Source organism: Brevibacillus fulvus (assembly GCF_016908525.1).
In the GTDB taxonomy this organism is placed as follows: Bacteria; Bacillota; Bacilli; order Brevibacillales; family Brevibacillaceae; genus Brevibacillus_G; species Brevibacillus_G fulvus.
This window is the reverse complement of sequence record NZ_JAFBEB010000006.1, coordinates 234425-256720: the sequence shown is the minus strand read 5'-3', so window position 1 is coordinate 256720 and position 22296 is coordinate 234425. Positions and strand designations below refer to the sequence as shown.

General features: G+C 48.6%; 22 protein-coding genes. 19 read left to right on the top strand and 3 right to left on the bottom strand.

All coding sequences use genetic code 11. The features are described from left to right. Positions 1–156: 156 nt before the first annotated feature. Positions 157–768 carry a signal peptidase I gene (lepB, locus tag JOD01_RS11145; protein WP_204518390.1) on the bottom strand — a complete coding sequence of 204 codons (612 nt, stop codon included), beginning with the start codon at positions 766–768 and terminating at the stop codon, positions 157–159. A gap of 179 nt (positions 769–947) precedes the next feature. Here lepB and JOD01_RS11140 point away from each other — a divergent pair, with 179 nt between their 5' ends. From JOD01_RS11140 to JOD01_RS11125, 4 genes are all read left to right on the top strand, one after another. After that, a complete protein-coding gene (locus JOD01_RS11140) occupies positions 948–2417 on the top strand; it encodes an ATP-binding protein (protein ID WP_204518389.1) in 1470 nt (489 codons plus the stop codon). 151 nt (positions 2418–2568) lie between these two features. Further along, positions 2569–3333, top strand: a complete 765-nt coding sequence (gene modA, locus JOD01_RS11135; protein ID WP_204518418.1) for a molybdate ABC transporter substrate-binding protein — start codon at positions 2569–2571, stop codon at positions 3331–3333. A 17-nt stretch (positions 3334–3350) separates the two neighbouring features. Further along, complete coding sequence (gene modB, locus JOD01_RS11130; protein WP_204518388.1) at positions 3351–4028, top strand: molybdate ABC transporter permease subunit; 678 nt, start codon at positions 3351–3353, stop codon at positions 4026–4028. A gap of 22 nt (positions 4029–4050) precedes the next feature. Then, a complete protein-coding gene (locus tag JOD01_RS11125; RefSeq protein ID WP_204518387.1) occupies positions 4051–4698 on the top strand; it encodes an ABC transporter ATP-binding protein in 648 nt (215 codons plus the stop codon). A 56-nt stretch (positions 4699–4754) separates the two neighbouring features. Here the strand turns inward: JOD01_RS11125 and JOD01_RS11120 are convergent, their stop codons facing one another. After that, a complete protein-coding gene (locus tag JOD01_RS11120) occupies positions 4755–6311 on the bottom strand; it encodes a methyl-accepting chemotaxis protein (protein ID WP_239565399.1) in 1557 nt (518 codons plus the stop codon). 397 nt (positions 6312–6708) lie between these two features. On the opposite strand from JOD01_RS11120, the gene JOD01_RS11115 reads away from it, so the two are divergent. From JOD01_RS11115 to JOD01_RS11100, 4 genes are all read left to right on the top strand, one after another. Further along, complete coding sequence (locus tag JOD01_RS11115) at positions 6709–7464, top strand: Na-translocating system protein MpsC family protein (protein WP_338028550.1); 756 nt, start codon at positions 6709–6711, stop codon at positions 7462–7464. A 105-nt stretch (positions 7465–7569) separates the two neighbouring features. Beyond that, positions 7570–8280, top strand: coding sequence for a Na-translocating system protein MpsC family protein (locus JOD01_RS11110; protein ID WP_204518384.1), 711 nt, complete (start codon positions 7570–7572; stop codon positions 8278–8280). Positions 8281–8308: 28 nt separating this feature from the next. Continuing rightward, positions 8309–9070, top strand: coding sequence for a histidine kinase dimerization/phospho-acceptor domain-containing protein (locus tag JOD01_RS11105; protein WP_204518383.1), 762 nt, complete (start codon positions 8309–8311; stop codon positions 9068–9070). Beyond that, a complete protein-coding gene (locus tag JOD01_RS11100) occupies positions 9067–9384 on the top strand; it encodes an ATP-binding protein (RefSeq protein WP_204518382.1) in 318 nt (105 codons plus the stop codon). Before JOD01_RS11105 ends, JOD01_RS11100 begins: the two co-directional genes overlap by 4 nt. A gap of 26 nt (positions 9385–9410) precedes the next feature. On the opposite strand, the gene pdaA is transcribed toward JOD01_RS11100, so the two are convergent. Beyond that, positions 9411–10199 carry a delta-lactam-biosynthetic de-N-acetylase gene (gene pdaA, locus JOD01_RS11095; protein ID WP_204518381.1) on the bottom strand — a complete coding sequence of 263 codons (789 nt, stop codon included), beginning with the start codon at positions 10197–10199 and terminating at the stop codon, positions 9411–9413. Between the two features lie 167 nt (positions 10200–10366). Between pdaA and JOD01_RS11090 the strand changes: the two genes are divergently transcribed. The 11 genes from JOD01_RS11090 (at position 10367) to hslV (ending at position 22285) form a co-directional block, all read left to right on the top strand. After that, a complete protein-coding gene (locus JOD01_RS11090) occupies positions 10367–11194 on the top strand; it encodes a hypothetical protein (RefSeq protein WP_204518380.1) in 828 nt (275 codons plus the stop codon). A gap of 63 nt (positions 11195–11257) precedes the next feature. Beyond that, complete coding sequence (locus JOD01_RS11085) at positions 11258–11575, top strand: YbjQ family protein (RefSeq protein ID WP_204518379.1); 318 nt, start codon at positions 11258–11260, stop codon at positions 11573–11575. Between the two features lie 146 nt (positions 11576–11721). Continuing rightward, positions 11722–12621 (top strand): AlbA family DNA-binding domain-containing protein, encoded by a 900-nt coding sequence (locus JOD01_RS11080; protein WP_204518378.1) that lies wholly within the window; start codon positions 11722–11724, stop codon positions 12619–12621. 37 nt (positions 12622–12658) lie between these two features. Beyond that, positions 12659–13720, top strand: a complete 1062-nt coding sequence (locus JOD01_RS11075) for a hypothetical protein (protein WP_204518377.1) — start codon at positions 12659–12661, stop codon at positions 13718–13720. A 208-nt stretch (positions 13721–13928) separates the two neighbouring features. Next, positions 13929–15089, top strand: coding sequence for an ADP-forming succinate--CoA ligase subunit beta (gene sucC / locus JOD01_RS11070; RefSeq protein ID WP_204518376.1), 1161 nt, complete (start codon positions 13929–13931; stop codon positions 15087–15089). Positions 15090–15136: 47 nt separating this feature from the next. Next, the gene (gene sucD / locus JOD01_RS11065; RefSeq protein ID WP_204518375.1) at positions 15137–16042 is read left to right on the top strand and encodes a succinate--CoA ligase subunit alpha; all 906 of its coding nucleotides are present in this window, start codon (positions 15137–15139) and stop codon (positions 16040–16042) included. Between the two features lie 97 nt (positions 16043–16139). Continuing rightward, a complete protein-coding gene (gene dprA, locus JOD01_RS11060) occupies positions 16140–17258 on the top strand; it encodes a DNA-processing protein DprA (protein ID WP_204518374.1) in 1119 nt (372 codons plus the stop codon). A 69-nt stretch (positions 17259–17327) separates the two neighbouring features. Next, on the top strand, positions 17328–19406 hold the full coding sequence (gene topA / locus JOD01_RS11055) for a type I DNA topoisomerase (RefSeq protein ID WP_204518373.1): 2079 nt from the start codon (positions 17328–17330) through the stop codon (positions 19404–19406). A gap of 27 nt (positions 19407–19433) precedes the next feature. After that, positions 19434–20738: an FADH(2)-oxidizing methylenetetrahydrofolate--tRNA-(uracil(54)-C(5))-methyltransferase TrmFO gene (trmFO, locus tag JOD01_RS11050; protein WP_204518372.1), complete on the top strand. Its 1305-nt coding sequence runs from the start codon at positions 19434–19436 to the stop codon at positions 20736–20738. 70 nt (positions 20739–20808) lie between these two features. Further along, positions 20809–21732: a tyrosine recombinase XerC gene (gene xerC / locus JOD01_RS11045; protein WP_204518371.1), complete on the top strand. Its 924-nt coding sequence runs from the start codon at positions 20809–20811 to the stop codon at positions 21730–21732. Between the two features lie 7 nt (positions 21733–21739). Then, entirely contained in the window at positions 21740–22285 is a 546-nt protein-coding gene (gene hslV, locus JOD01_RS11040; protein WP_204518370.1) for an ATP-dependent protease subunit HslV, read from the top strand. Positions 22286–22296: the final 11 nt, after the last annotated feature.

The following is a 22296-nucleotide window of genomic DNA, read 5'->3' as shown; positions in this document are numbered from 1 at the left end:
CAGTTCCTGTTGTTTGATTACAAGCCAGCCTGGGAGAGCGAAAACGAATAAACGGCGGACAAGAAATAAAAAACAACCAGTCGCTGCTGTGGCGACTGGTTGTTTTGCTTTTTGGGCCAGTTCGAATGACGGCTTATGCGAGTCATCAAGAAGCGTTTATTGCTTCGGTGCCGCTCCATTGCCAAACAGCTTTTCCCCCATTACATGATCGAGCGGAATATAGCCGATTTCACGGCTGTCCAAACTGTTGTTTCGATTGTCACCCATGACAAAGATATGGCCATCGGGGACAACCCATTTGTCGTCGGACACGAATTCCATCGGTTCTTTAATATAAGGTTCATCCAGGGCGACGCCGTTCCGATATACTTTATGATCTTTAAACTCAAGGACATCTCCGGGCTTGCCGATCACGCGTTTTACATAGAATGTATGTGTGTCGGAGGTTCCCATAATCAGGCTAAAAATGGGGTTCTCCAAAATATCGTCCAACAAAGAGCGCTTGCGTTCTACCCTGCTGTCGATGATCACGATATCGCCGTAATCAGGATAGTATGAGAAAGTATGCGAGAGCTTGGAGACAAAAATCCGTTCTTGGTCATATAAGGTAGGGTCCATTGAGTGACCATCCACTTTATATGGCTGGAAAACAAAAATACTTATTAAGATTGCAAAAATCAAGGCAATTACCAATGATTTTATCCAATCCAATACTTCTTTTACTGTGCTCACAAAAAAGCCGCCTTTCTGTTTCGGGTATATGGGCATTCAAATTATATCGCAAATCCGCGGAAAGTTACAAACAAGCTGCAGTCAAATGGCAAAAATTAACGCAAAAGTCCTGCAAATCCACAGGCAAGGCCGAAATCCCTTTTATTCTCAAATAAGTTAATCTTCGTTATAATAACGGTAAATCTGGTGATTGGAAAAGTGTTGAGGAGGCTTCAATGGAATCAGGATTTAAGGAAACGGTAATTCAACAAGCTTTCTGCTTGTCATTTGCCGCGACGATTTCTGAAGCAGGATCACCTGCTGTCACGGACATCAGCGTGCCGCTCTGGCAGGCACTTGGATATCGATCGCCAGCCGGGAAAATGAACTTGGACGATCTGCTCGCGGAAAATACGGAACTGGCTGGATTGTATCGACAAAAGGCTGCGGAAAAAGCGCCATTTTTTTATTTTGAAGCCAACTTTTTCGATGCCAACCGTCGGAAGATTCCTGCAAAAATGGTCTGCTTTCCGGATGGCTTCGCACAAGCAAACCGGTTCCTCCATGCTGTTCAACTCATACCGCAGCAAGGAGGCAAGCAAATCGAGAGAACAGAACGGACGGTGGCACCTTGCCGGAAGCTGGTTGACCGCTGGCACGATGGATTGTTTCACTTGTTGGTGAACCATATTGACTCCATTTTCTGGATTCAGGAATTGCCGGCGAGACAAGTGATTTACCTGAGTCCGTCATTCGAAAAAATATGGGGCATACCGGCGGCCAAAGTTTACGCAGATCAATCGGTCTGGCAACAAATGGTGCTCAAAGAGGACCAGGACGTTTTTCATCATGTTTCGCTCGAAAAAAACTTTTGCCGGGAATTTCGGATCGTTCGGCCGGATGGCACCATCCGCTGGATTCGCGACATGGGCAATCCGGTATTCGATGCGGCAGGGAATGTCTGCTTGCTGGTGGGCATCGCCGAAGATATTACGGAACTAAAAATGAAAGATGAACTGTTGCAAAAGACGGAGAAATTGCGGCTGGTTGGGGAACTGGCAGCAGGCATCGCCCACGAGGTGCGCAATCCGCTGACGACGGTCAAAGGGTTTATCCAACTGTTGCAAAGGGAGATCGATCCGCATGTTTGCAAGCTGATGCTCCAGGAGATGGACAGAATCGCCAAAATTGTGGACGAGTTTTTGTTTTTAGCCAAGCCAAAGCCGGTCAACCGACTGGCTGTTCAGTCTGTAAGCGCATTGACTCGCCAGGTGACCGATCTGCTTTTGCCGGAAGCGATTTTGCATAATGTGCAACTGGTTTGTGAGACCGAAGATTTTCCGTTCGTCTGTGACGCAAATCAAATAAAACAGGTCTTGATCAATCTGATCAAAAATGCGATTGAAGCGATGCCGATTGGCGGCATTGTGAAGATTCGCTCTTACCAATACAACGAAACATTGTTCGCCTTGGAGATTATCGATGGCGGGGTAGGCATCGCTCCAGACAGGCTGGATCGGTTAGGCGAGCCGTTTTTTTCACAAAAGGAGAAAGGAATCGGCTTAGGGTTGATGATCTGTTTTAAAATAATCGAAAACCATCGCGGTCGTCTGCAAATTGACAGCGAATTGGGACAAGGCACAAAGGCGACTATTTATTTGCCGATCGCTCAGCCGGCTGATGGACAGACAGGAAGCTCCGGCTAACACGCCCCTGGGGAGACGGCCGAAGACTTTTGGCTGAAACACTAGCTACTTTTGTTGCCTTTTTCGTATAATAGACATATTGTTTTTTGGCTGCACCAAATTGGAAGGAAGTGAAACAGATTTGTCGAAACAGGTGACCTTACTTGCAATCATGGGCATCATTTTTTCCTTGCTCGCGGGTTGCGCCCAACCGGAAGCTTCCACGGACAAAAAGACAGAACAAGCCGAAGTTGAACTGACGATTTCTGCCGCTGCCAGCTTGATGGACGCCCTAAACGAAAGCAAGGCAGTGTTTGAACAAAAATATCCGGGGATGAAATTAACCTACAATTTTGGCGGTTCGGGAAAATTGGCCCAACAAATCACACAAGGGGCGCCTGCCGATCTGTTTTTGTCTGCCAGTGCAAAGGATATGGATCGTTTGCAAGCGAAAGAGCTGCTGTTGGCCGACAGCAGACGGGACTTTGCCAGAAATGAACTGGTGCTGATCGCGCCGCAGAACAGTCCGTTAAGCATCGATTCGTTTGATCAGATCGATCCCGCCGCTGTCCGGCATTTTGCGATAGGCGAACCGGCTAGTGTTCCGGCTGGCACCTATGCAAAACAAGTTTTGCAAAATTTGAAACTTTGGGAGGAGATCCAGCCAAAGCTCGTCTTTAGCAGTGATGTTCGCCAAGTGCTTGCCTATGTGGAATCCGGGGATGCCGATGTGGGTGTCATTTACAGCAGCGATGCCGTCATCGGCAAGGGGATCAAGGTGTTGGCGACCGCGCAAAGCCAATGGCACGAGCCGATTGTATACCCGGGAGCAGTCCTTGCGGCAAGCGCCCATCCGGCTGAAGCGCAACGCTTCCTTGCGTTCATCATGTCCGAGGAAGGAAAACGGATCTTGCAAAAATACGGGTTCCAAACGTAAGGAGCTGCACATTCAACATGGAACAGACCCATCTAACGCCTCTGTACATCTCGCTGAAAGTGGCCGGCATCTCCACGCTGCTCGTCTTTATTGTCGGGGTATGTTTGGCGAAATTGCTGTCTCGCCGATCTTTTTGGGGAAAAGGATTGCTGGAATCGCTCTTGTTATTGCCGATGGTGTTGCCGCCGACAGTGGTGGGGTTCGGTCTGCTGATTTTGTTCGGCAAAAACGGCTGGATTGGCCAATGGCTGGCCAGTTTGAACATTCAGGTCGTTTTCTCGCTGCTGGGGGCTGTGATTGCTTCGGCTGTTGTTTCCTTTCCTCTGATGTACCAGAGCGCTTCGACTGCATTCAATAGTGTGGATGCTCGCTATGAAAATGTCGCCCGTACGATGGGAGCCTCGGAGTGGCGGATTTTTTGGACGATTACGCTGCCGTTGGCTTGGCCGGGCATGTTGGCGGGGCTGGTTTTGACATTTGCCCGCGCTTTGGGTGAATTTGGGGCAACGTTAATGCTGGCGGGATACATTCCGGGCAAAACCGATACACTGCCCGTTGCCATTTATTTCGCCGTCGAATCGGGGCAGACGGAGAAAGCCTCCTTTTGGGTAATCATCATCGTGTCGTTGGGGTTAAGCGCGACGCTGTGGCTGAATTGGTGGAGCAATCGAACGCGCAGGCTGACCGGACGATAACAACTTGGGAATGAGGTTTGCCATGTTTTCACTGAACATTACAAAAAACCGCAAACAGTTTCAACTCGATGTCTGCTTTTCAGCTCTGGCGGAAATCGTTGTCCTGTTTGGCCCGTCCGGTTCCGGCAAAACGACGATCCTAAACTGTATTGCCGGGTTGGAGCAACCGGACTCCGGTGAAATTCGCCTGGATCAACAGCTTTTTTTTGCTGACCGGCACAAGCCGCTGCCGCCGCAGCAGCGAAAAGTGGGCTATCTTTTTCAAGATTACGCCCTGTTTCCCCATATGAACGTGGAAAAAAATATTCGCTATGGGCTGCCGCGCAAGGATGCCGATTTGCGCTCCTTGCTGCAAGTGTTGCGCATTGAGCATTTGCTCGCTTCCTACCCGTGGCAGATTTCAGGCGGGGAGAAGCAGCGGGTCGCCCTGGCACGTGCTCTGGCCACGGAGCCGAAGCTGTTATTGCTGGATGAACCTTTTTCCGCCTTGGATTCCGAGACGCGCAAACAATGCCAGGATGAACTGTTGCGTTACCAGCAAATTTGGAACATTCCTTTTATCATCGTGACCCACGATATGGATGAAGCGAAAAAGCTGGGTGATACCCTTATTTTTTTGGAGAATGGACGCATTGCTGCGATCGAAAAGAAAGCGTTGGCTCACGAATAACCGTTTCCCTGTCCTCAAACAGAAACCGCCTCCATGGAGGCGGTTTCTGTTTGCTTTTAAATTTTAAAGCGAGACACAACCAGTTGCAGTTGTTCCCCGATTTTAGACAGCGATTCCGAAGAGGAAGCCACTTCTTCCATGGCGGCCATCTGTTCTTCGCTGGACGCGCTCACTTGTTCTGTTCCCGACGACATTTCCTGCGTCGCCGCCAAAACTTCGGAAACTTGGCTCGTCACCGTTTGCACGGAAGCGTTGATGTCGGCAAAATGTTTGCCTGTTTCCATAATAACGCCGATCCCGGTTTCGACCTCTTCCATTCCTTTTTCCATCGCAACAGCGGTTTCATGCGTTTGCGTTTGGATGTTTTTGATCAAAGCGGTGATTTGTTTGGCCGAGTTTGCGGATTGTTCCGCCAACTTCCGAACTTCATCCGCTACCACCGCGAACCCGCGTCCGTGTTCGCCGGCTCTTGCTGCTTCGATCGCTGCATTCAGGGCAAGCAGGTTGGTCTGACCGGCAATATCCGAAATGACACCAACGATACTTTCGATTTCATACGAGCGCACATTCAACTCTTTAATGTTTTCCGCCAAATTGTCGACTGTGCCCTGGATCGTTTGCATCTGTTTGATCGCTTCTTCCAGTTTGGTCTTGCCTTCATTGGAGCGGTTGGTAGCCAGCCGGGCAGATTCATTGACCATCTTGGTATTGGACGTGATTTGCTGGGTACTGGCGGCAATTTCCATAATCGAACTGGTAATTTGCTGAGTGGACGAGCTCGTTTCCTGCGCGCTGGCCGCCAGTTCTTCGGAAGAAGAGGCGACGAGCATCGCCGTTTGTTGGACTTCGATGATGACCTGGCGCAAATTGTCCTCCATCTGATTGGTTGATTGGACAAGATCGCCGATTTCATCGCGATTTTTCACCTGCAACTTCTCTGAAGACAGATGTCCGTTGGCAACCCTTTGCAGAGCGCCCGCCACCAACCGGATAGGAGCGGAGATGATGCGCGTGATCACCAAGCCAAATACGATCGCCAAAACGACCGCGACAATACTGATGATCACAACCAATTCGATCGAATGATTGATCGCTACTTCATTTTCCTGCTTCGCTTGCTCGATGACAGCTTTTTGTTCTTGGGCAAGCTGCGTGGAAAGTTCCCGCATTTCCCTGCCGACCGGGATGACCTCCTCGACAGCTTTTTGCAAAGCCGCTTGCTTATTTGTTTTGAACAATTCGAGCACTAGGTCCGAGTTGGTTTTGTACTGTTTGTTCAACTCTTGCAGTTGGAGTATCCCTTTTTTTAAGGAATCGCGGTTTGTTCTTTCATCGAGTGTCGGCAAAAGTGTTGATAATGATTCCTGAATCGCAGGCAAGTCCGTCAGAAAGCGCTGCTCTTCCGTCAGGAGGTATCCCCGCAATACACTGCTTTGCTGAGCGGCCATCGCTTTCACTTCAATCAAATCGTTGAGTACAGAAATCCGGCGGTCAATCAAATCACTGTAAGCATTTTTGACCGAGATGAAGTTGAAATAAGTAATCACGGTGATAACAGCAATCAGTACGGCGACGCTGGTAAAACTAAGCAATAACTTCCGGCCAATCGTCATTCTCAAAACGGAGCACCTTCCTTACGGGCATGATCGTGTGTTGTATGAAAATCATCGGTTCGCTATAGCGTCGAAATGAACCCAGGCTACCCCCCTTCCCATTTGCGCGGAACAAAACCAGTGATTAGTTACCCGCAAGCGGCAGATGGTAAACATTTTTCCGGAAAAATTTTCACTTCTCATTCGCAATTGAGGGTTACAACCAGGTGATGAACGGAGCTGCGGCAAGAGAACGGCCGTTTCCACACGACAAAAGCATTTTGCTTGCAAACTGCGAAAAAACCGTCTTTTTTCTGGATAAAGAAAGAAAACTTGTTGAAAAATAAGAGTGAATTGGTATAGTAATTAAGTGAGCGAAGGAAAATAACGCCTTTGCTTTTGAAAAGGATGAATGACGGTGGAAACGGAAAAGGATAACGGAGAACGGTTGGGGAATTTTCTGGCAAAACTGTTGCGTGATACGTTTGGGAAAGGGCCGGAATCGATCCATGTTTCAATGGGACACGCTTTTATCGTAATCTACATTCGAAACTTTCTTTCCCCTATGGAACGGCTGTTGATTGAAAAGGACGAGGAACAGACCGTTCATCGAACCCGTGAGCTGTTAATGCGAGGAATTTCCTCGGAAATTGCTGCTTACATCAAGATTGTCACCGGAATGGACGTCAAAGAGTTATACTACGATTGGAGCTTCCAAAACCGGACGGGAGTCATTATCGGGATAAGCGAACAACCGGTTCAAAACTCCACCACGACATTTGCCGATTTTCCTGGCAAGGTTCAACTCCTTCAGGAGATTAATCGGATTAGTATACGTGCACAAAAGCTTCCCGAAGAAATATATTCATACCAATTAAACCCGCGAACATTGATCATTGTTCGCAACGGGATATTGGTCAGCATCGAAAAAGAATTAATTCGACTGGGCTATGATCAAATTCTGAAAATTGCCAAGCGATTATTGGAAAAAAAGCTGTTGCACAATAACAGTCATTTTGAATCGATCCTTTCGGTTAAAGTAATGGACATCTTTGCCGATTGGAATTTTGAACGGGATAAAAGCGTGATCGTCATGATCTTGAATCCTTCATATCCAACAGGTGGAAATGAGCTGGACAACCTCGTTGAGCCAGACATGAGCCGGAACAATTAGCATGATCAATTGTTTCGGCTCCTTTTTATTTTCTGCCGTTAGCTGGCGTTGGAGAAGATCCAAGCCTCATGTAAGAAGAAACAAATTGAAAAGGAATGAATTGTTTTGGAGATTGCGACAATAGAAAAAGAACTGGGCAGTTTTATCGGCAGGCTTCTCCGGGACAATTTCGGCAAAGGACCTGAATCCATTTTTGTTTCTGTTAGCGAACGGTTGATCAGTATTTATTTGCGGAATTTTTTCCAACCGATGGAACGAATTTTGTTTGACCAAGGGCAGGAAGAGCTGATTGCGAGAATGAGAAATTTGATGATGAACTCACTGATTCCGGAAATCAAAACAAAAATTCATTTTCTGACCAATAATCCGATAAAATCTGTCTACTACGATTGGAACCTGTCGCAGAAATCGGGAATGATCTTGATTGTATCGGCAAATCCCTTCGATCATGCTGCTTACCTTAAACCGGATTTTGAAGGGCAGGAAATTTTGCATCGCCAAATGATCGCAGCCAACGGGAATCATTCAGACCAGATGGAGTCGCTGAAGCTGAATGACCGTACCATTCTGGTTATGCATAGCGGGGCTTTTACAAAAGTGGAGCAAGAACTGATTCATTTGGGCTTTGATGAACTCGTCCTTATGGCAAAGAAAAATGTCGTAAAAAGTTTCCTGGAGAAAGTAAACTTCGAGAGCTTCTTGCTAAGACAGGTCCGTGATATTTTTTTGCTTTACAATGCAGAATGGGAACAAATCTGGTTTGTTTTCATGCTTGGTCCCAACAAGCGCGGTTCCGAAGAGCTTGGCAATAAGTAAATCCGACGAGAAAGGAAAGGCCAGCAATATGCGAGTCACTGAAACAGACAAGCAAGCAGAAGAATTGGAACTTTTTCACTTTATTTTAACGCACGCACAGGAATTTTTTTGCTTGTGCACTGCTCAGGGAGACATTACGTATATCTCACCGAGTCTTTATCATTTGCTCGGGTATCAGCCCGACGAGATGATTCATCACTCTTTGTTTGAACTGATCCATTCAGCAGACGAAATACCGCTTGGCAGACTGGCGGTTGTAGAACCGTTTCAATGTCGATTGCTGCACAAAAACGGAACGCCGATCTGGATGGAGCTGCAGGTCAAACCGTATCGGGTACAAAACGGAAAGCCCGTTGCCTATCTTTTGATTGGCCGGGACATCCGCGAGCAAAAAATCAGCGAAGAGTTGATCTTGCAAACGGAAAAGCTGTCCGTGGCCGGTCAATTTGCGGCAGGCATCGCACATGAGATTCGCAATCCGCTAACGGCATTGAAAGGGTTTTTGCAGCTGCTCGAAAAGGGCACTGAGGACAAAACGCTCTATTACGAGATCATGAAAGCGGAATTGGAGCGGATCGAAAGTATTTTGAATGAGCTGCTCATTCTCGCGCGCCCCATGAAATGTCGTTTCAGCCACAAGATATTCACAAGTTGCTCGAGCAAGTGGTCACCTTGCTGTTGTCACAGGCGTTGTTGCACAATGTCCAAATTGAAACCAAATTTCAACCGAAGCCGCTGCTGGTCGATTGTGACCAGAACCAGATCAAGCAAGTATTTATCAACCTGTTGAAAAATGCGATTGAGTCCATGCCCAACGGCGGACTGGTCGTGATTGCCACGGAAAGCGACGATCAGGAAGTCGTCATTCAATTTCGCGACCGGGGAAACGGAATTTCCCCAGAGACGTTGGCCAAACTGGGCGAACCGTTTTATACGACGAAAGAAGCAGGTACCGGACTTGGACTGATGATCAGCTTTCGCATCGTGGAAAATCATAAAGGGCGAATCGACGTTGCCAGTAAAGTCGGAAAAGGCACGACGATGAAAGTGAGATTGCCTTTGGCGGCGGGGGAACAGCAAAAAAAAGCGCGCCGCTCGCAGTGAGCTTTTTGCGAGCGGTCCCGTGAGCATTACGGCTGTTTTGGTTGCCGATTGCTTTCATGCGGCAGACTTTTGAATTCATATCCTTGTTTTCGGGCATCATCAATAATTTTCCCTAACGCTTCGGCATTATCCTTGGATACGGCATGCAGCAAAATGACTGCACCGGGATGGAGCTGTGCCATGACCTGATCGTAGGCATACTTCCATCCTTTTTGCTGCTTGGTATCCCAGTCTTTATAGGCAATGGACCAAAAGACGTTGCGGTAGCCGCATTCTTTGCTGACAGCCAGCGTTCGATCGCTAAAGATTCCCCGCGGCGGACGAAGGAAAGGCATTTCTTTTTGACCGGTCGCTTGGGCAACGGCTTCTTTTACTTTCGCCAGTTCTTCCTTTATTTTATCGTTCGAAATACGGGTCATATCCGGGTGACTCCAGGAATGATTGCCGATCTCATGTCCTTCCGTGACCATTCGTTTCAACAATTCCGGCTGATCCTTCACATAATGGCCGGTTACAAAAAAGAGGGCCGGCACCTTTTTGCTTTTCAAAGTATCCAGGATTTGTGGAGTAAAGCCGTTTTCATAGCCGTTGTCAAAGGTAAGGTACAATTCCTTTTTGCTTGTGTCCCCTTGAAAGATGGCTCCGTTTCTTGCGAGAATTTCCTTGAAGCCTTCCTGGTCAATCGAAGCGGGCTGACCGTTTTTGCTCTTTTTAAATCCAAAATGAAAAGGAGTTTCATCATAGGCGGTCGCCGTCGGCAGCGCGGTGAACAAAGCCAGCAGCAGCGTCAGCGATAGTAGCCAAAATCGTTTCATGTCTCCCATATCCTCCTTGTCTGGCGAACTGCCCATAATTTTTCCGCTGCAAACCATGCTTATGTACGGCCGCTCTTGGCAATTCCGCCCATGCCAAAAGAGGAGGTAACCTTTTTCTCCCAATTCCGTCTTATAGGATGATACGAGATAAAAAGGAGTATGGCTAAATGAAAAAACGTTCCTCGATCTCCATGTTATTTTTGACAATGATGTTAAGTTGCGCCACGGCCAATCCGATCACGGCGGCAGCGAGTAACAATCAACAAAGCGATGCCACGCTGGATCAGCAAGAGGCTGACGTGAATGGCGATGGGCAAACAGATCTGGTTATTTTAACGGGGGAGAAAGAAAATCCGCAAGATCTGTGGAATTCCCGATTGCATATTGTGGTGAAGGATGGGAAAACAGGAAAGAGCACCGAGTTGAAAGCTGATGGGAACCAAGATTTGAGTGGCTATGATCCGGGATTGTTTTTGGGCGATTTTACCGGCGATCAAGCAGCGGAAATTATGGTCAGCGCAGATACGGGCGGCAGCGGCGGTGTCGTAAATCATGTCATTGTCGACTGGAAGAGCGGACAGCGGATCATTTTTGGCGAGAAGCAGAACGCCGGAATGCAAATCGAAGGTTTCTTTCGCGATGGCTTTACCGCTCAATTAACCAGTCAGGCCATTGGCAAATCATTTGCGATCCATGTCAAAGAGCAAATGAAAGATTACATCGGGCAGCTTTTCGACCAGCAAGGAAAATATACGGGTCCGGTCGAAGAGCAAGCCCAGATTCTTTCGGACCCTTTCGGCTTGCTGACACCGATTGATGTTGACGGCGACGGAGTATTCGAACTGGAAGGGACGCAAAATGTATGGGGACCGGCACATGTGAACGGCCTGACAGACGTTACGTCCGTTTGGGCCTACAAACAGGGGAGTTGGATTCCCGTCCGGGCTCACTACACGGTGGAGATGCCGCTGATTGAACAAACGAATGGAAAATAATCGCAACTTTTTTTGGCTGCCGTTCGTAAACCATTACCATCGGAGAAAAAAGGAGGAAACAGGATGATCGTTACGACGACAGGCACCTTGCAGGGTGTGGAAATTGAGCAATACCTGGATATTGTCGTTGGTGAAGCGATTATGGGCGCCAATGTTGTTCGCGATTTTCTCGCAGGGATTACCGATATTATCGGCGGACGAAGCGGAGCTTACGAAAGCAAGCTGGCACAGGGCCGGGACATCGCCTTGAAGGAGATGAAAGAGCGGGCTCGGCGGCTCGGCGCTGATGCAGTGATCGGAGTGGATCTCGATTTTGAAACGTTGCGCGACGGGATGATGATGTGCATCGCATCGGGGACTGCGGTTAAACTGAAAAAATAAGCGAAAAACGAGAGCGAATCCGGAAGCTCTCGTTTTCCGTTTTTGCTTACCAGTTTTAAGTCCATACTAAAAAATTAGGGGAAACACTGGTAAAAAACGGACAATCTCGCTACAATAAGACCAATGAACTACCTGATGGGGGCTCTATGAGAACGTTTTATTATTTCCTTGCAGATGTTCAACAAGTGTCGGATCAGGAGATTTTATTCGATCTCTATCACATCATCAAACCGGCAAAAGAAGAGCCGGTTCGGGAAAGAATGAAGTCTGCTGTTGTCTTGCCGCGCCATTACTTTGATTATCTGATCAACAATGGCGTTATGCAGGTGGAAGGGATGAGCCGCTACAAGACCCGGCAGGAAGCCACCGTGGCGATTGGCATGAATATCAAGTCGATCGGTCGGCATATTCTTTTTGATATGTGCTTCTCTCCGCAGACCTACAAGCTGTGGCAACACGCAGATGCCTTTATTGACGAGATCAGTCTGCCAGCCGATATTTTTGAGGAATATGTCTATCGGCTCGGGGCACTCAGCCGCTTTCGCTATTTGGGACGAGTGGATGATCCTCTGGCAGCTGCGGAAATCGGCGAAAATGACATGATTGAGTTTAAACAGGATTTTCTCTTATCCAAACCGGGGATTATCAAGTCTGTGGTCGCTTTTGCCAACAGCAACAATGGCAACTTGTTTCTCGGCATTTCTGATGAGGGAAAGATTGTCGGCGTCAATCATGAACTGGAACAATATGGGGACCCGGATAAGTATATTCTGGCGATTACACAATATATTCAAGATAAGACAACCCCCTTTTTGACGCCATTTCCGAAAATTACGTTGCAAAAGGTGGAGGATAAGTATGTCGTGTGCATTTTTGTCGAGGTATGCTCGGAGTTGATTTGCGGCCTGGATAAAAACGGGGAGAAGTTTGTGGCGATTCGTACCAATAATCGGTCCTTTATTGTCAGGGACCCTCACCAGATTGGGGAAATCTATGTCAAGAGAAAGCTGGGTAGCGAAATAGGCAGACGCTTAGGGCTGCTGTAGGAGAGACCGCTGACTTTTGGGAATGGGAGGAATTACCTTGGCAAAATGGGTGACTTGTTTGCTGGCTGCTTTGTTTGCCGGTCTGTTGCTCTCCGGTTGTGCCGAAACAGCGAACCAGGAAGTGTCAGGAATTGCCGAAAACCTGGACACAGATTTGAACAATATTGAAAAAGTAACCGTTATAACAGCGGATGGACTGGAAATTCCCATTCGTCTCGATCAGTTTAACAGCGATTTTTCCATCAAAGGGAAAAACTTGCAAACGGCGGATAAGCCGCTGCAAAAAGATGAAGTAGCCTACACCGTGGTGCTGCATCGAAAAAACGAAGCTCCTCTGGTTGTGGAGGTCGGCAAACAGGCGAGTCAGTTTGCCGATCAAACCTATCGGGGAGTCGGAGCGGAAAAATTATACGGCTGGATTCATGGGATCGTCGGTAAAACACTTTTGCAAAATGAAGTGAAAGAGATTGTGGTCAACGCCGATGATCTCACCCGCTCGCTTCGGCTGAACGATCAGGAAACCGCCGATGTGATGCGGCTGCTAGCCAATTCCGAAAGTGTGGATCAGCTGGAGATCCCGCAGTTTCCACTCTATCCAGGCTATCGCCTGCGGCTGGATTTTGCGGAAACTGCGCTTGAAGCAAAAATTTTAACGCCAACCTTGCTCTATTTTGAGGCAGGCAGCGATCAGCATTATTTGCGGGTGGACAGCGAGTTGTTTTCCAAGTTAACAGAATGGATTCCGCTGACCGGGGGCAGCGGGGATGAGTTTGCCCCTCTCTATAAAACGACTGAACTGCAAATTTCACCGGGCAGTGATCCGGAAGTGAAGGCCGCCAAATATAAAATGGCCGATTCCACGTTTGAGCAAGGGTTGTCCCATCAGTTGGTTCGCTTGCTGAAGCAAGCCAAGCCGGCAACGGAGATTCCGCTGCCCGACAAAGCCAATTTTTCACTCGTTTTTGTGGTAAATGGAGAAAAGCAAGCGGTCGATTTTTACACCGATGCTTTTGTCTTTGCTGGAAAAACTTATGCTGATCAAGGAATAGCGGCGAAAACGCGCGCCTTGTTTGCCGAGATCGCAAGACAAAAGCAGTAAGCGGCAAAAGTTTGCCCGCACATGCTGGAAACGAGTTATTTGACTACCACTTTTGAAATTTTTGTCGTAAAATAAAAATGTTGGACTGATGTTGGCGGTTTTACCAGTTTTAAGGAATTTTACCGCCAGTCAACGAACACAAAAGGCATTCACCTGCGCAATGCTTGGCGGATGCCAAGTTACCAAGTCTGCCATAGGAGGATGGAGAATGAACATTCATGAGTATCAAGGCAAAGCGATACTTAAGCAGTACGGTGTAAAAGTGCCAGAGGGGCGTGTTGCGTTCACAGTGGATGAGGCGGTGGAAGCAGCGAAAGAACTGGGCACATCAGTAGTCGTTGTGAAAGCGCAAATTCACGCAGGTGGCCGCGGAAAAGCGGGCGGCGTGAAAGTTGCCAAAAATCTGGATGAAGTTCGTACATATGCGGAACAAATCCTCGGCAAAGTTTTGGTTACCCACCAAACGGGGCCGGAAGGAAAAGAAGTAAAACGGCTTCTGATCGAACAAGGCTGCGACATTAAAAAAGAATATTATATCGGTTTGGTCGTCGACCGTTCGACCGGTCGTGTCGTCATGATGGGTTCTGAAGAAGGCGGTACGGAAATCGAAGAAGTGGCAGCGCGTACCCCGGAAAAAATCTTCAAGGAAGAGATCGATCCGGTGACCGGCCTCAATGCTTTCCAAGCACGCCGGCTTGCGTTTAATATCAAGATTCCAAACGAATTGATCAATAAAGCGGCGCAGTTCATGCTCAGCCTGTATCAGGCGTTTGTGGACAAAGACTGCTCGATCGCGGAAATCAACCCGCTTGTCGTCACTGGCGACGGTGAAGTGATGGCGCTTGACGCGAAACTGAACTTTGACAGCAATGCCCTGTTCCGTCATCCTGACGTTGTGGCTCTGCGCGATCTGGATGAAGAAGATGAAAAAGAAATTGAAGCGTCCAAGTATGACCTTTCTTATGTAGCCCTCGATGGAAATATCGGCTGCATGGTCAATGGTGCCGGACTGGCGATGGCTACCATGGACATCATCAAATTTTACGGCGGGGAGCCGGCCAACTTCCTCGATGTAGGGGGCGGCGCTACGGAAGAGAAAGTAACCGAAGCGTTCAAGATTATTTTGAAAGACCCGAATGTGAAAGGCATCTTCGTTAACATTTTTGGCGGCATTATGAAATGCGACGTTATTGCCAATGGCGTTGTGGCTGCGGCTAAACAAGTGAAACTGGATCGACCGCTCGTGGTTCGTCTGGAAGGAACCAACGTGGAGATGGGCAAGAAAATCCTGAACGAATCCGGTTTGAACATCGTGGCGGCAGATTCGATGGCAGATGGCGCGGAAAAAATCGTTTCGCTTGTAAAATAAGACCGAAAAGTCTTCAAAGATGTCGATAAAGGTGGGAAAAATACGCGATGAGTATTCTTGTAAATAAAAATACAAAGGTGATTACCCAAGGGATCACAGGCGCAACCGCTTTGTTCCATACCAAGCAAGGGATGGAATACGGCACGCAATTTGTAGGCGGTACCCGTCCGGGGAAAGGCGGTACTGAAGTGGAAGGGATTCCGGTGTTCGACACCGTGGCGGAAGCTGTAGAAAAAACGGGAGCGAATGTTTCGTTTATCTCGGTAGCGCCTCCGTTTGCCGCTGACGCGATCATGGAAGCGGTCGACGCCGAACTTGATCTTGTCATCTGCATTACGGAAGGGATTCCGGTGCTCGACATGGTGAAAGTAAAACGGTACATGGAAGGCAAAAAGACTCGCCTGATCGGTCCGAACTGCCCAGGCGTCATCACTCCGGGCGAATGCAAAATCGGCATCATGCCTGGCTATATCCATCTTCCTGGCAAAGTGGGAATCGTATCCCGCTCCGGTACCCTGACATATGAAGCGGTTCATCAGACAACTGCCCGCGGAATTGGACAATCGACTGCTGTCGGAATCGGCGGTGACCCGGTGAAAGGCATGGAATTCATCGACGTCCTGCACCTGTTCAATGAAGATCCGGATACGGAAGCTGTCATCATGATCGGTGAAATTGGCGGTACTGCCGAAGAAGAAGCGGCTGAATGGATTGCAGCCAACATGAAAAAACCAGTCGTCGGTTTCATTGGTGGACAAACCGCTCCGCCAGGAAAACGGATGGGTCATGCTGGGGCCATCATCTCCGGCGGAAAAGGTACCGCTGCCGAAAAAATTGCGAAGCTCGAATCTTGCGGCATCCGCGTTGCGAAAACGCCGGCGGTTATCGGCGAAACGCTGGTGGAAGTATTGAAAGAAAAAGGCATGCTGGAGAAAGTAATCACAAAGAAATAATGGCAGAAAAGCAGCGAGTGATCGCTGCTTTTTTTATGTTTTTTTCTGTCCTATCCCGAAGAAATATAATAGAAGAAAAAGAGGGGTGGACAGAGACATGGGCATGAAGATAGAGGAACGAGACTGGCTCTATTCGCTTTCGCTCATTCCAGGTGTCGGCAGTAGAACATTGCGACAAATTTATCAAAATTTTACCTCCTTTGCGAAACTTGCAGAATCGCCGCAGATGTTGCGCAAGATGTCAATTTCCCCCGAAAAAGCGAAGGCAATCTTGGAAAAACTGAATCCAGAAGCGGTCTGGCAGGACAAAATGCAAAGGGAGCAGCGTCATATTCAATTTATTTCGATCTTCGATGAGCAGTATCCACAAAACTTGCGCGAGATATCCGATCCACCTGTCATTTTGTTTTATCGTGGACATTTGCGCTATTTAACCGAACCGAAGCTCGCTGTGGTAGGTTCACGCAAACCGACACCCTACGGAAAGGCCGCATGCGCAAAACTGACCGCTGAACTGGCGGAGGCCGGGTTTACGATCGTTTCCGGGGTTGCCTACGGGATTGATGCGGAAGCGCACCGTACAGCTTTGCGATGTGGGGCAGGCACGATCGGGGTGCTGGGCTGCGGGCTGGACCACATTTATCCGCCGTTGCACAAAAAACTCTATGAAGAAATTGCCGACAACGGTTTGCTGTTGTCTGAATATCCACCGGCAACTTCCCCGCATAAAGGGCTTTTTCCCGAGCGCAATCGGTTGATCAGCGGACTGAGCCTCGGCGTTTTGCTGATTGAAGGGAACGAAAAAAGCGGATCGCTGATCACGGTTGATTGTGCCCTTGACCAGGGACGAGAAGTTTTTGCGGTACCGGGGCAAATTTTTTCGCCTTTAAGCGCAGCGCCTCATAATCTAATCAAGCAAGGGGCAAAACTGGTGACCGGCGCTGCAGACGTTTTGGAGGAATTGCCATTGCCGCATAAGCCGACTGTCTGCAACAGAGCGCAGGCGGCGGAGCAAAGGCTGTCTTCCGGTGAGCAAAGGCTGTTGGAGTTGATTCCCTATGAACCGATCCATTGGAACAAACTGTTTGAATGCCTCCCTCCAGAAGCCCGACAGAGGCTGGATCAGGAATTGTTGCTGCTGGAGGCAAACGGGATGATTGAGTCGCTGGCGGGCGGCTACTTTGCCAAACGAAAAAATGGGAGTGTGAAAGTCTAGTTGGTTTGACAAATGGAAATCCATATTTAATAATAGGGAAGATTCATCCGTAAAAGGGGGAGGAAAAAATTGGCTGACACACTTGTAATTGTCGAATCCCCGGCAAAAGCAAAGACAATCGGTAAATACTTAGGCGGAAAATATATAGTCAAGGCGTCAATGGGCCATGTGAGAGACCTCCCGAAAAGTCAAATGGGTGTTGACGTTTCGAATTCCTATGAACCTAAATATATAACCATTCGCGGGAAAGGCGACGTGTTAAAAACCCTCAAGGACGCCAGCAAAAAGGTGAAAAAAGTCTATCTGGCGGCCGACCCGGATCGTGAGGGGGAAGCGATCGCTTGGCATTTGGCTCAATATCTTGGCCTTGATATTACGCAGCCCATCCGCGTTGTATTTAACGAAATTACCAAAGAGGCAATCAAAGAAGCATTCAAACAGCCGCGTCAAATCAACATGGATTTGGTCAATGCGCAGCAAGCGCGGCGGATTTTGGATCGGCTCGTCGGTTACAACATCAGCCCGATCTTTTGGAAGAAGATCCGGAAAGGATTGAGTGCCGGTCGTGTGCAATCGGTTACTGTCAAGATGATCATCGACCGGGAACGGGAAATCGAGCAGTTTGTACCGGAAGAATATTGGACGATCACTACCAATTTGACGAGCCATGGCAAAAAATTCGAAGCACGTTTTCACGGCTTTGGCGACGAAAAGGTAGATTTGCATAACGAAGCAGAAGTGCAGGAAATTTTAAAACGGGTCGAAGGGAAACCGTTCGTCGTGCAAAAAGTGACAAAACGGGAGCGGAAACGCAACCCTGCTCCGCCGTTTATCACCAGTTCCTTGCAACAAGAGGCGGCAAGAAAACTTAATTTTCGTACGGCGAAGACGATGATGATCGCCCAACAGCTCTATGAGGGGATTGATTTGGGCAAAGAAGGGACGGTCGGTTTGATTACCTACATGCGTACCGACTCGACGCGGATAGCCGCAACCGCCCAGGAAGAAGCAAAGAGCTATATCGAAGCAAACTTTGGCAAAGAATATGTACTGTCAGAGCCCCGTACGCAAGCGAAAAACGAAAACGCCCAGGACGCCCACGAGGCGATTCGTCCGACATCGGTCATGCGGTCTCCGGAGACGATCAAAGAATTTTTGTCCCGCGATCAGCTCAAGTTATACCGTTTGATCTGGGAACGGTTTCTGGCCAGCCAGATGGCTTCCGCGGTACTCGACACGATGAGCGTAGATATTGAGGCTGACGGGGTCATCTTCCGGGCGACCGGTTCCAAAGTAAAGTTCCCCGGCTTTATGAAAGTGTATATTGAAGGCAACGACGACAGCGGCAAGGAAGAAGAGACATTTTTGCCGCCGATCGATGAAGGACAAACGGTTCAACTTCAGGAGATCCAACCGAATCAGCATTTTACACAACCGCCTCCGCGCTATACCGAGGCTCGGTTGATCAAAACGCTGGAGGAAAAAGGGATCGGCCGTCCGTCTACTTATGCTCCGACATTGGAGACAATCCAAAAACGCGGCTATGTCGCTCTGGAAGAGAAGCGGTTCGTACCGACCGAGCTGGGCACGATCATCATCTCGTTGATGGAAGAATTTTTTCCGGAAATATTGGATGTAGAGTTTACTTCGCAAATGGAGTCCGATCTCGACAAAATTGAAGAAGGGATCGCCAACTGGGTCAAAGTGCTGGATCGCTTCTATGGAGATTTTGCCAAACGGTTGGAAGTAGCCGAAAAGGAAATGCAGGAAGTTGAACTCAAGGACGAACTGTCTGATGAAGTGTGCGAGCTGTGCGGAAAGCCGATGGTCTACAAACTGGGACGGTTCGGCAAGTTTTTGGCTTGTTCCGGATTTCCCGAATGCCGTAACACCAAGGCCATCGTCAAAGAGATTGGCGTAAAATGTCCGCATTGTGAAACCGGATCGCTTATTGAGCGTAAGAGTAAGAAGAGCCGCATTTTTTACGGTTGCAATCGTTATCCCGAATGCGAGTTTGTATCGTGGGATAAGCCGATCACCCGACCGTGTCCAAAATGCAGCAGCATGCTCGTCGAGAAAAAACGCAAAAAACAAGGCGTCAGCATCGCATGTACCAGCTGTGATTACACGGAAGAGGCAGATTCGTAACGCAGCAGATTGTGGAGGAATAGCAGTATGGAACAACCATTCGTAACTGTGGTAGGAGCGGGACTTGCCGGAAGCGAAGCGGCCTGGCAGTTGGCCAATGCTGGCGTTCGCGTCAAACTTTATGAAATGAGACCGAAACAGCAAACACCGGCCCACCATACAGATAAATTTGCCGAGTTGGTCTGCAGCAATTCGCTGCGGGCCAATTCCTTAACCAACGCCGTTGGAGTACTCAAAGAAGAAATGCGCCGATTCGGCTCGCTGATCATCGAAGCGGCGGACAATTGCGCGGTTCCCGCAGGGGGCGCATTGGCAGTCGATCGCCATGAATTTGCGGCACATGTAACGGAGAAGCTGCGCAATCATCCGTTGGTTGAAGTACATACAGAAGAAATTACCGAAATTCCGGAAGGGATCGTCGTCATCGCCACCGGCCCATTGACTTCACCTGCGCTGTCGGAAAAGCTGCAGGCGTTGACGGGTGAAGAATACTTGTATTTCTATGACGCGGCTGCGCCGATCATTGAAAAAGATTCGATCGATATGGACAAGGTTTTTGTCGCCTCCCGGTATGACAAGGGAGAAGCCGCATACCTCAATTGTCCGATGAACGAGGAAGAGTTCGATCGTTTCTATGAGGCGCTGATCACGGCAGAAGCGGCACCGTTGAAAGAATTTGAGAAAGAAGTTTATTTTGAAGGCTGCATGCCGATTGAAGTAATGGCCAAGAGGGGCCGTCAGACGATGCTGTTTGGACCGCTGAAGCCAGTTGGTTTGGTCGATCCGCGAACAGGTGAACAGCCGTTTGCCGTCGTGCAATTGCGGCAGGATAACAGTGCCGCAACGTTGTACAATATCGTCGGTTTTCAGACCCATCTGAAATGGCCGGAACAAAAACGGGTATTCTCTCTCATCCCGGGCTTGGAAAACTGTGAAATCGTCCGCTACGGCGTGATGCATCGCAATACGTTTATCAATTCGCCGAAGCTGTTGCATCCGACCTATCAATATAAGGATAGGGACACGCTTTTCTTTGCCGGACAGATGACCGGGGTGGAAGGGTACGTGGAGTCAGCCGCTTCCGGATTGTTGGCCGGGATCAACGCAGCTCGCTTGCTGAAAGAGGAACCGCTGCTGGTCTTGCCGCCGGAAACGGTGATCGGCAGCATGGCGCATTACATCACGTCAACAGACGCCAAGCATTTTCAGCCGATGAATGCCAACTTTGGCTTGATGCCGCCGCTGGACAAGCGGATTCGCAATAAAAAAGAGCGGAATGAACAGCTGGCTGGGCGGGCGTTAGACACAATTCAGAATTTTACACATAAATGACATAATTGGAGTTGCTAACATTTTTTTCACTGTGTTACTATATAGATGCTTTGAGGAGAGTGCGTGAGAGATGGACATTTCTGCGGAATTATCCACGCAAATACAAGCCTTTTGCCACTATCTGAAGGTGGAAAGAAACGCATCTCCGCACACGGTGAAACAGTATGTTGCTGATATTACCGAATTCGGCTGGTTTATGAAACAGCATCAAATCACCATATTTGCTGCTGTTTCTTTTTTGGACGGCCGTTCTTTTTTGGCCCATTTGGGCAAAAAAGGGTTATCCCGTCGGAGCATGGCGCGCAAGCTGTCCAGTTTGCGAAGTTTTTACCGTTATTTGATGCGTGAAGGGATAGTGGAACAAAATCCGTTTCAAATCGTCTCGACACCAAAACTGGAAAAAAAGCTTCCTGCTTTTATGTACCCTCAGGAAATCGAATCATTGTTAGAACTGCCCGATCAGACGACACCGCTAGGGCAACGGGATCGATTGATATTTGAACTGTTGTATGCAAGCGGTATGCGAGTTAGCGAATTAACTACATTAACGCTCGAATCAATAAATGTATCAATGGGAGTCGCTCTTGTCTTCGGTAAAGGGGCCAAAGAGAGGTATGTACCAATCGGCAGTTTTGCATTAGATGCACTCCAGACTTATATAAATGCGGGAAGACCTTCTTTGCTGGCAGGCCGTGAAGAACATGGCATGCTATTGCTCAATTACCGGGGTGAGCCGCTCTCAGATCGCAGTGTGCGGCGTCTGGTAGACAAGTATGTGGAGCAGGCCGCCTTAAACTTGCGGATCTCGCCGCATACATTTCGCCATACGTTTGCAACCCATTTGTTAAATGCAGGTGCAGATTTACGGACTGTACAGGAGCTCCTTGGACACGTAAACATTTCGACGACGCAAGTCTATACGCACGTAACCAAAGAACGTTTGCGCCAAGTGTACGATTCAGCCCACCCACGTGCAAATCAACACGGGAGGTAAAGCTATCATGGAACAGTTTCATGCAACAACGATTTTCGCCGTTCACCATCAAGGGGAAGCGGCGATGGCTGGCGATGGTCAGGTTACTTTTGGCAATAGTATGGTGATGAAGCATGGCGCCAAAAAAGTGAGACGCTTGTATAAAGGTCAGGTACTGGCCGGTTTCGCAGGTTCCGTAGCTGATGCAATCACCCTGTTTGAGAAATTTGAAGGGAAACTGGAAGAGTATCACGGCAATTTGCAGCGGGCAGCCGTAGAACTTGCCAAGGAGTGGCGGACAGACAAGGTCCTCCATCGTCTGGAAGCGATGATGATTGTGATGAATCGAGAGTATCTCCTGTTAATTTCGGGAAATGGAGAAGTGATCGAGCCGGATGACGGGATCTTGGCCATCGGTTCTGGCGGAAGCTATGCCATGGCTGCCGGACGTGCCTTGAAACGTTACGCGCCCCATTTGACTGCAAAAGAGATCGCGGAAGCGGCTTTATTGACAGCGGCTGAAATCTGTGTGTTCACCAACTCCAATTTGGTCGTAGAAGAGATGAAACGGTAAGGGAGGAATAC

Coding starts and splice junctions, on each gene's coding strand:
- dprA (WP_204518374.1), top strand. CDS start 16,140: ATGGGCATGAAGATAGAGGAACGAGACTGGCTCTATTCGCTTTCGCTC.
- JOD01_RS11125 (WP_204518387.1), top strand. CDS start 4,051: ATGTTTTCACTGAACATTACAAAAAACCGCAAACAGTTTCAACTCGAT.
- JOD01_RS11120 (WP_239565399.1), bottom strand. CDS start 6,311: ATGACGATTGGCCGGAAGTTATTGCTTAGTTTTACCAGCGTCGCCGTA.
- JOD01_RS11105 (WP_204518383.1), top strand. CDS start 8,309: ATGCGAGTCACTGAAACAGACAAGCAAGCAGAAGAATTGGAACTTTTT.
- modB (WP_204518388.1), top strand. CDS start 3,351: ATGGAACAGACCCATCTAACGCCTCTGTACATCTCGCTGAAAGTGGCC.
- JOD01_RS11085 (WP_204518379.1), top strand. CDS start 11,258: ATGATCGTTACGACGACAGGCACCTTGCAGGGTGTGGAAATTGAGCAA.
- xerC (WP_204518371.1), top strand. CDS start 20,809: ATGGACATTTCTGCGGAATTATCCACGCAAATACAAGCCTTTTGCCAC.
- JOD01_RS11140 (WP_204518389.1), top strand. CDS start 948: ATGGAATCAGGATTTAAGGAAACGGTAATTCAACAAGCTTTCTGCTTG.
- JOD01_RS11080 (WP_204518378.1), top strand. CDS start 11,722: ATGAGAACGTTTTATTATTTCCTTGCAGATGTTCAACAAGTGTCGGAT.
- sucC (WP_204518376.1), top strand. CDS start 13,929: ATGAACATTCATGAGTATCAAGGCAAAGCGATACTTAAGCAGTACGGT.
- trmFO (WP_204518372.1), top strand. CDS start 19,434: ATGGAACAACCATTCGTAACTGTGGTAGGAGCGGGACTTGCCGGAAGC.
- lepB (WP_204518390.1), bottom strand. CDS start 768: ATGCCCATATACCCGAAACAGAAAGGCGGCTTTTTTGTGAGCACAGTA.
- pdaA (WP_204518381.1), bottom strand. CDS start 10,199: ATGAAACGATTTTGGCTACTATCGCTGACGCTGCTGCTGGCTTTGTTC.
- modA (WP_204518418.1), top strand. CDS start 2,569: ATGGGCATCATTTTTTCCTTGCTCGCGGGTTGCGCCCAACCGGAAGCT.
- JOD01_RS11090 (WP_204518380.1), top strand. CDS start 10,367: ATGAAAAAACGTTCCTCGATCTCCATGTTATTTTTGACAATGATGTTA.
- hslV (WP_204518370.1), top strand. CDS start 21,740: ATGGAACAGTTTCATGCAACAACGATTTTCGCCGTTCACCATCAAGGG.
- sucD (WP_204518375.1), top strand. CDS start 15,137: ATGAGTATTCTTGTAAATAAAAATACAAAGGTGATTACCCAAGGGATC.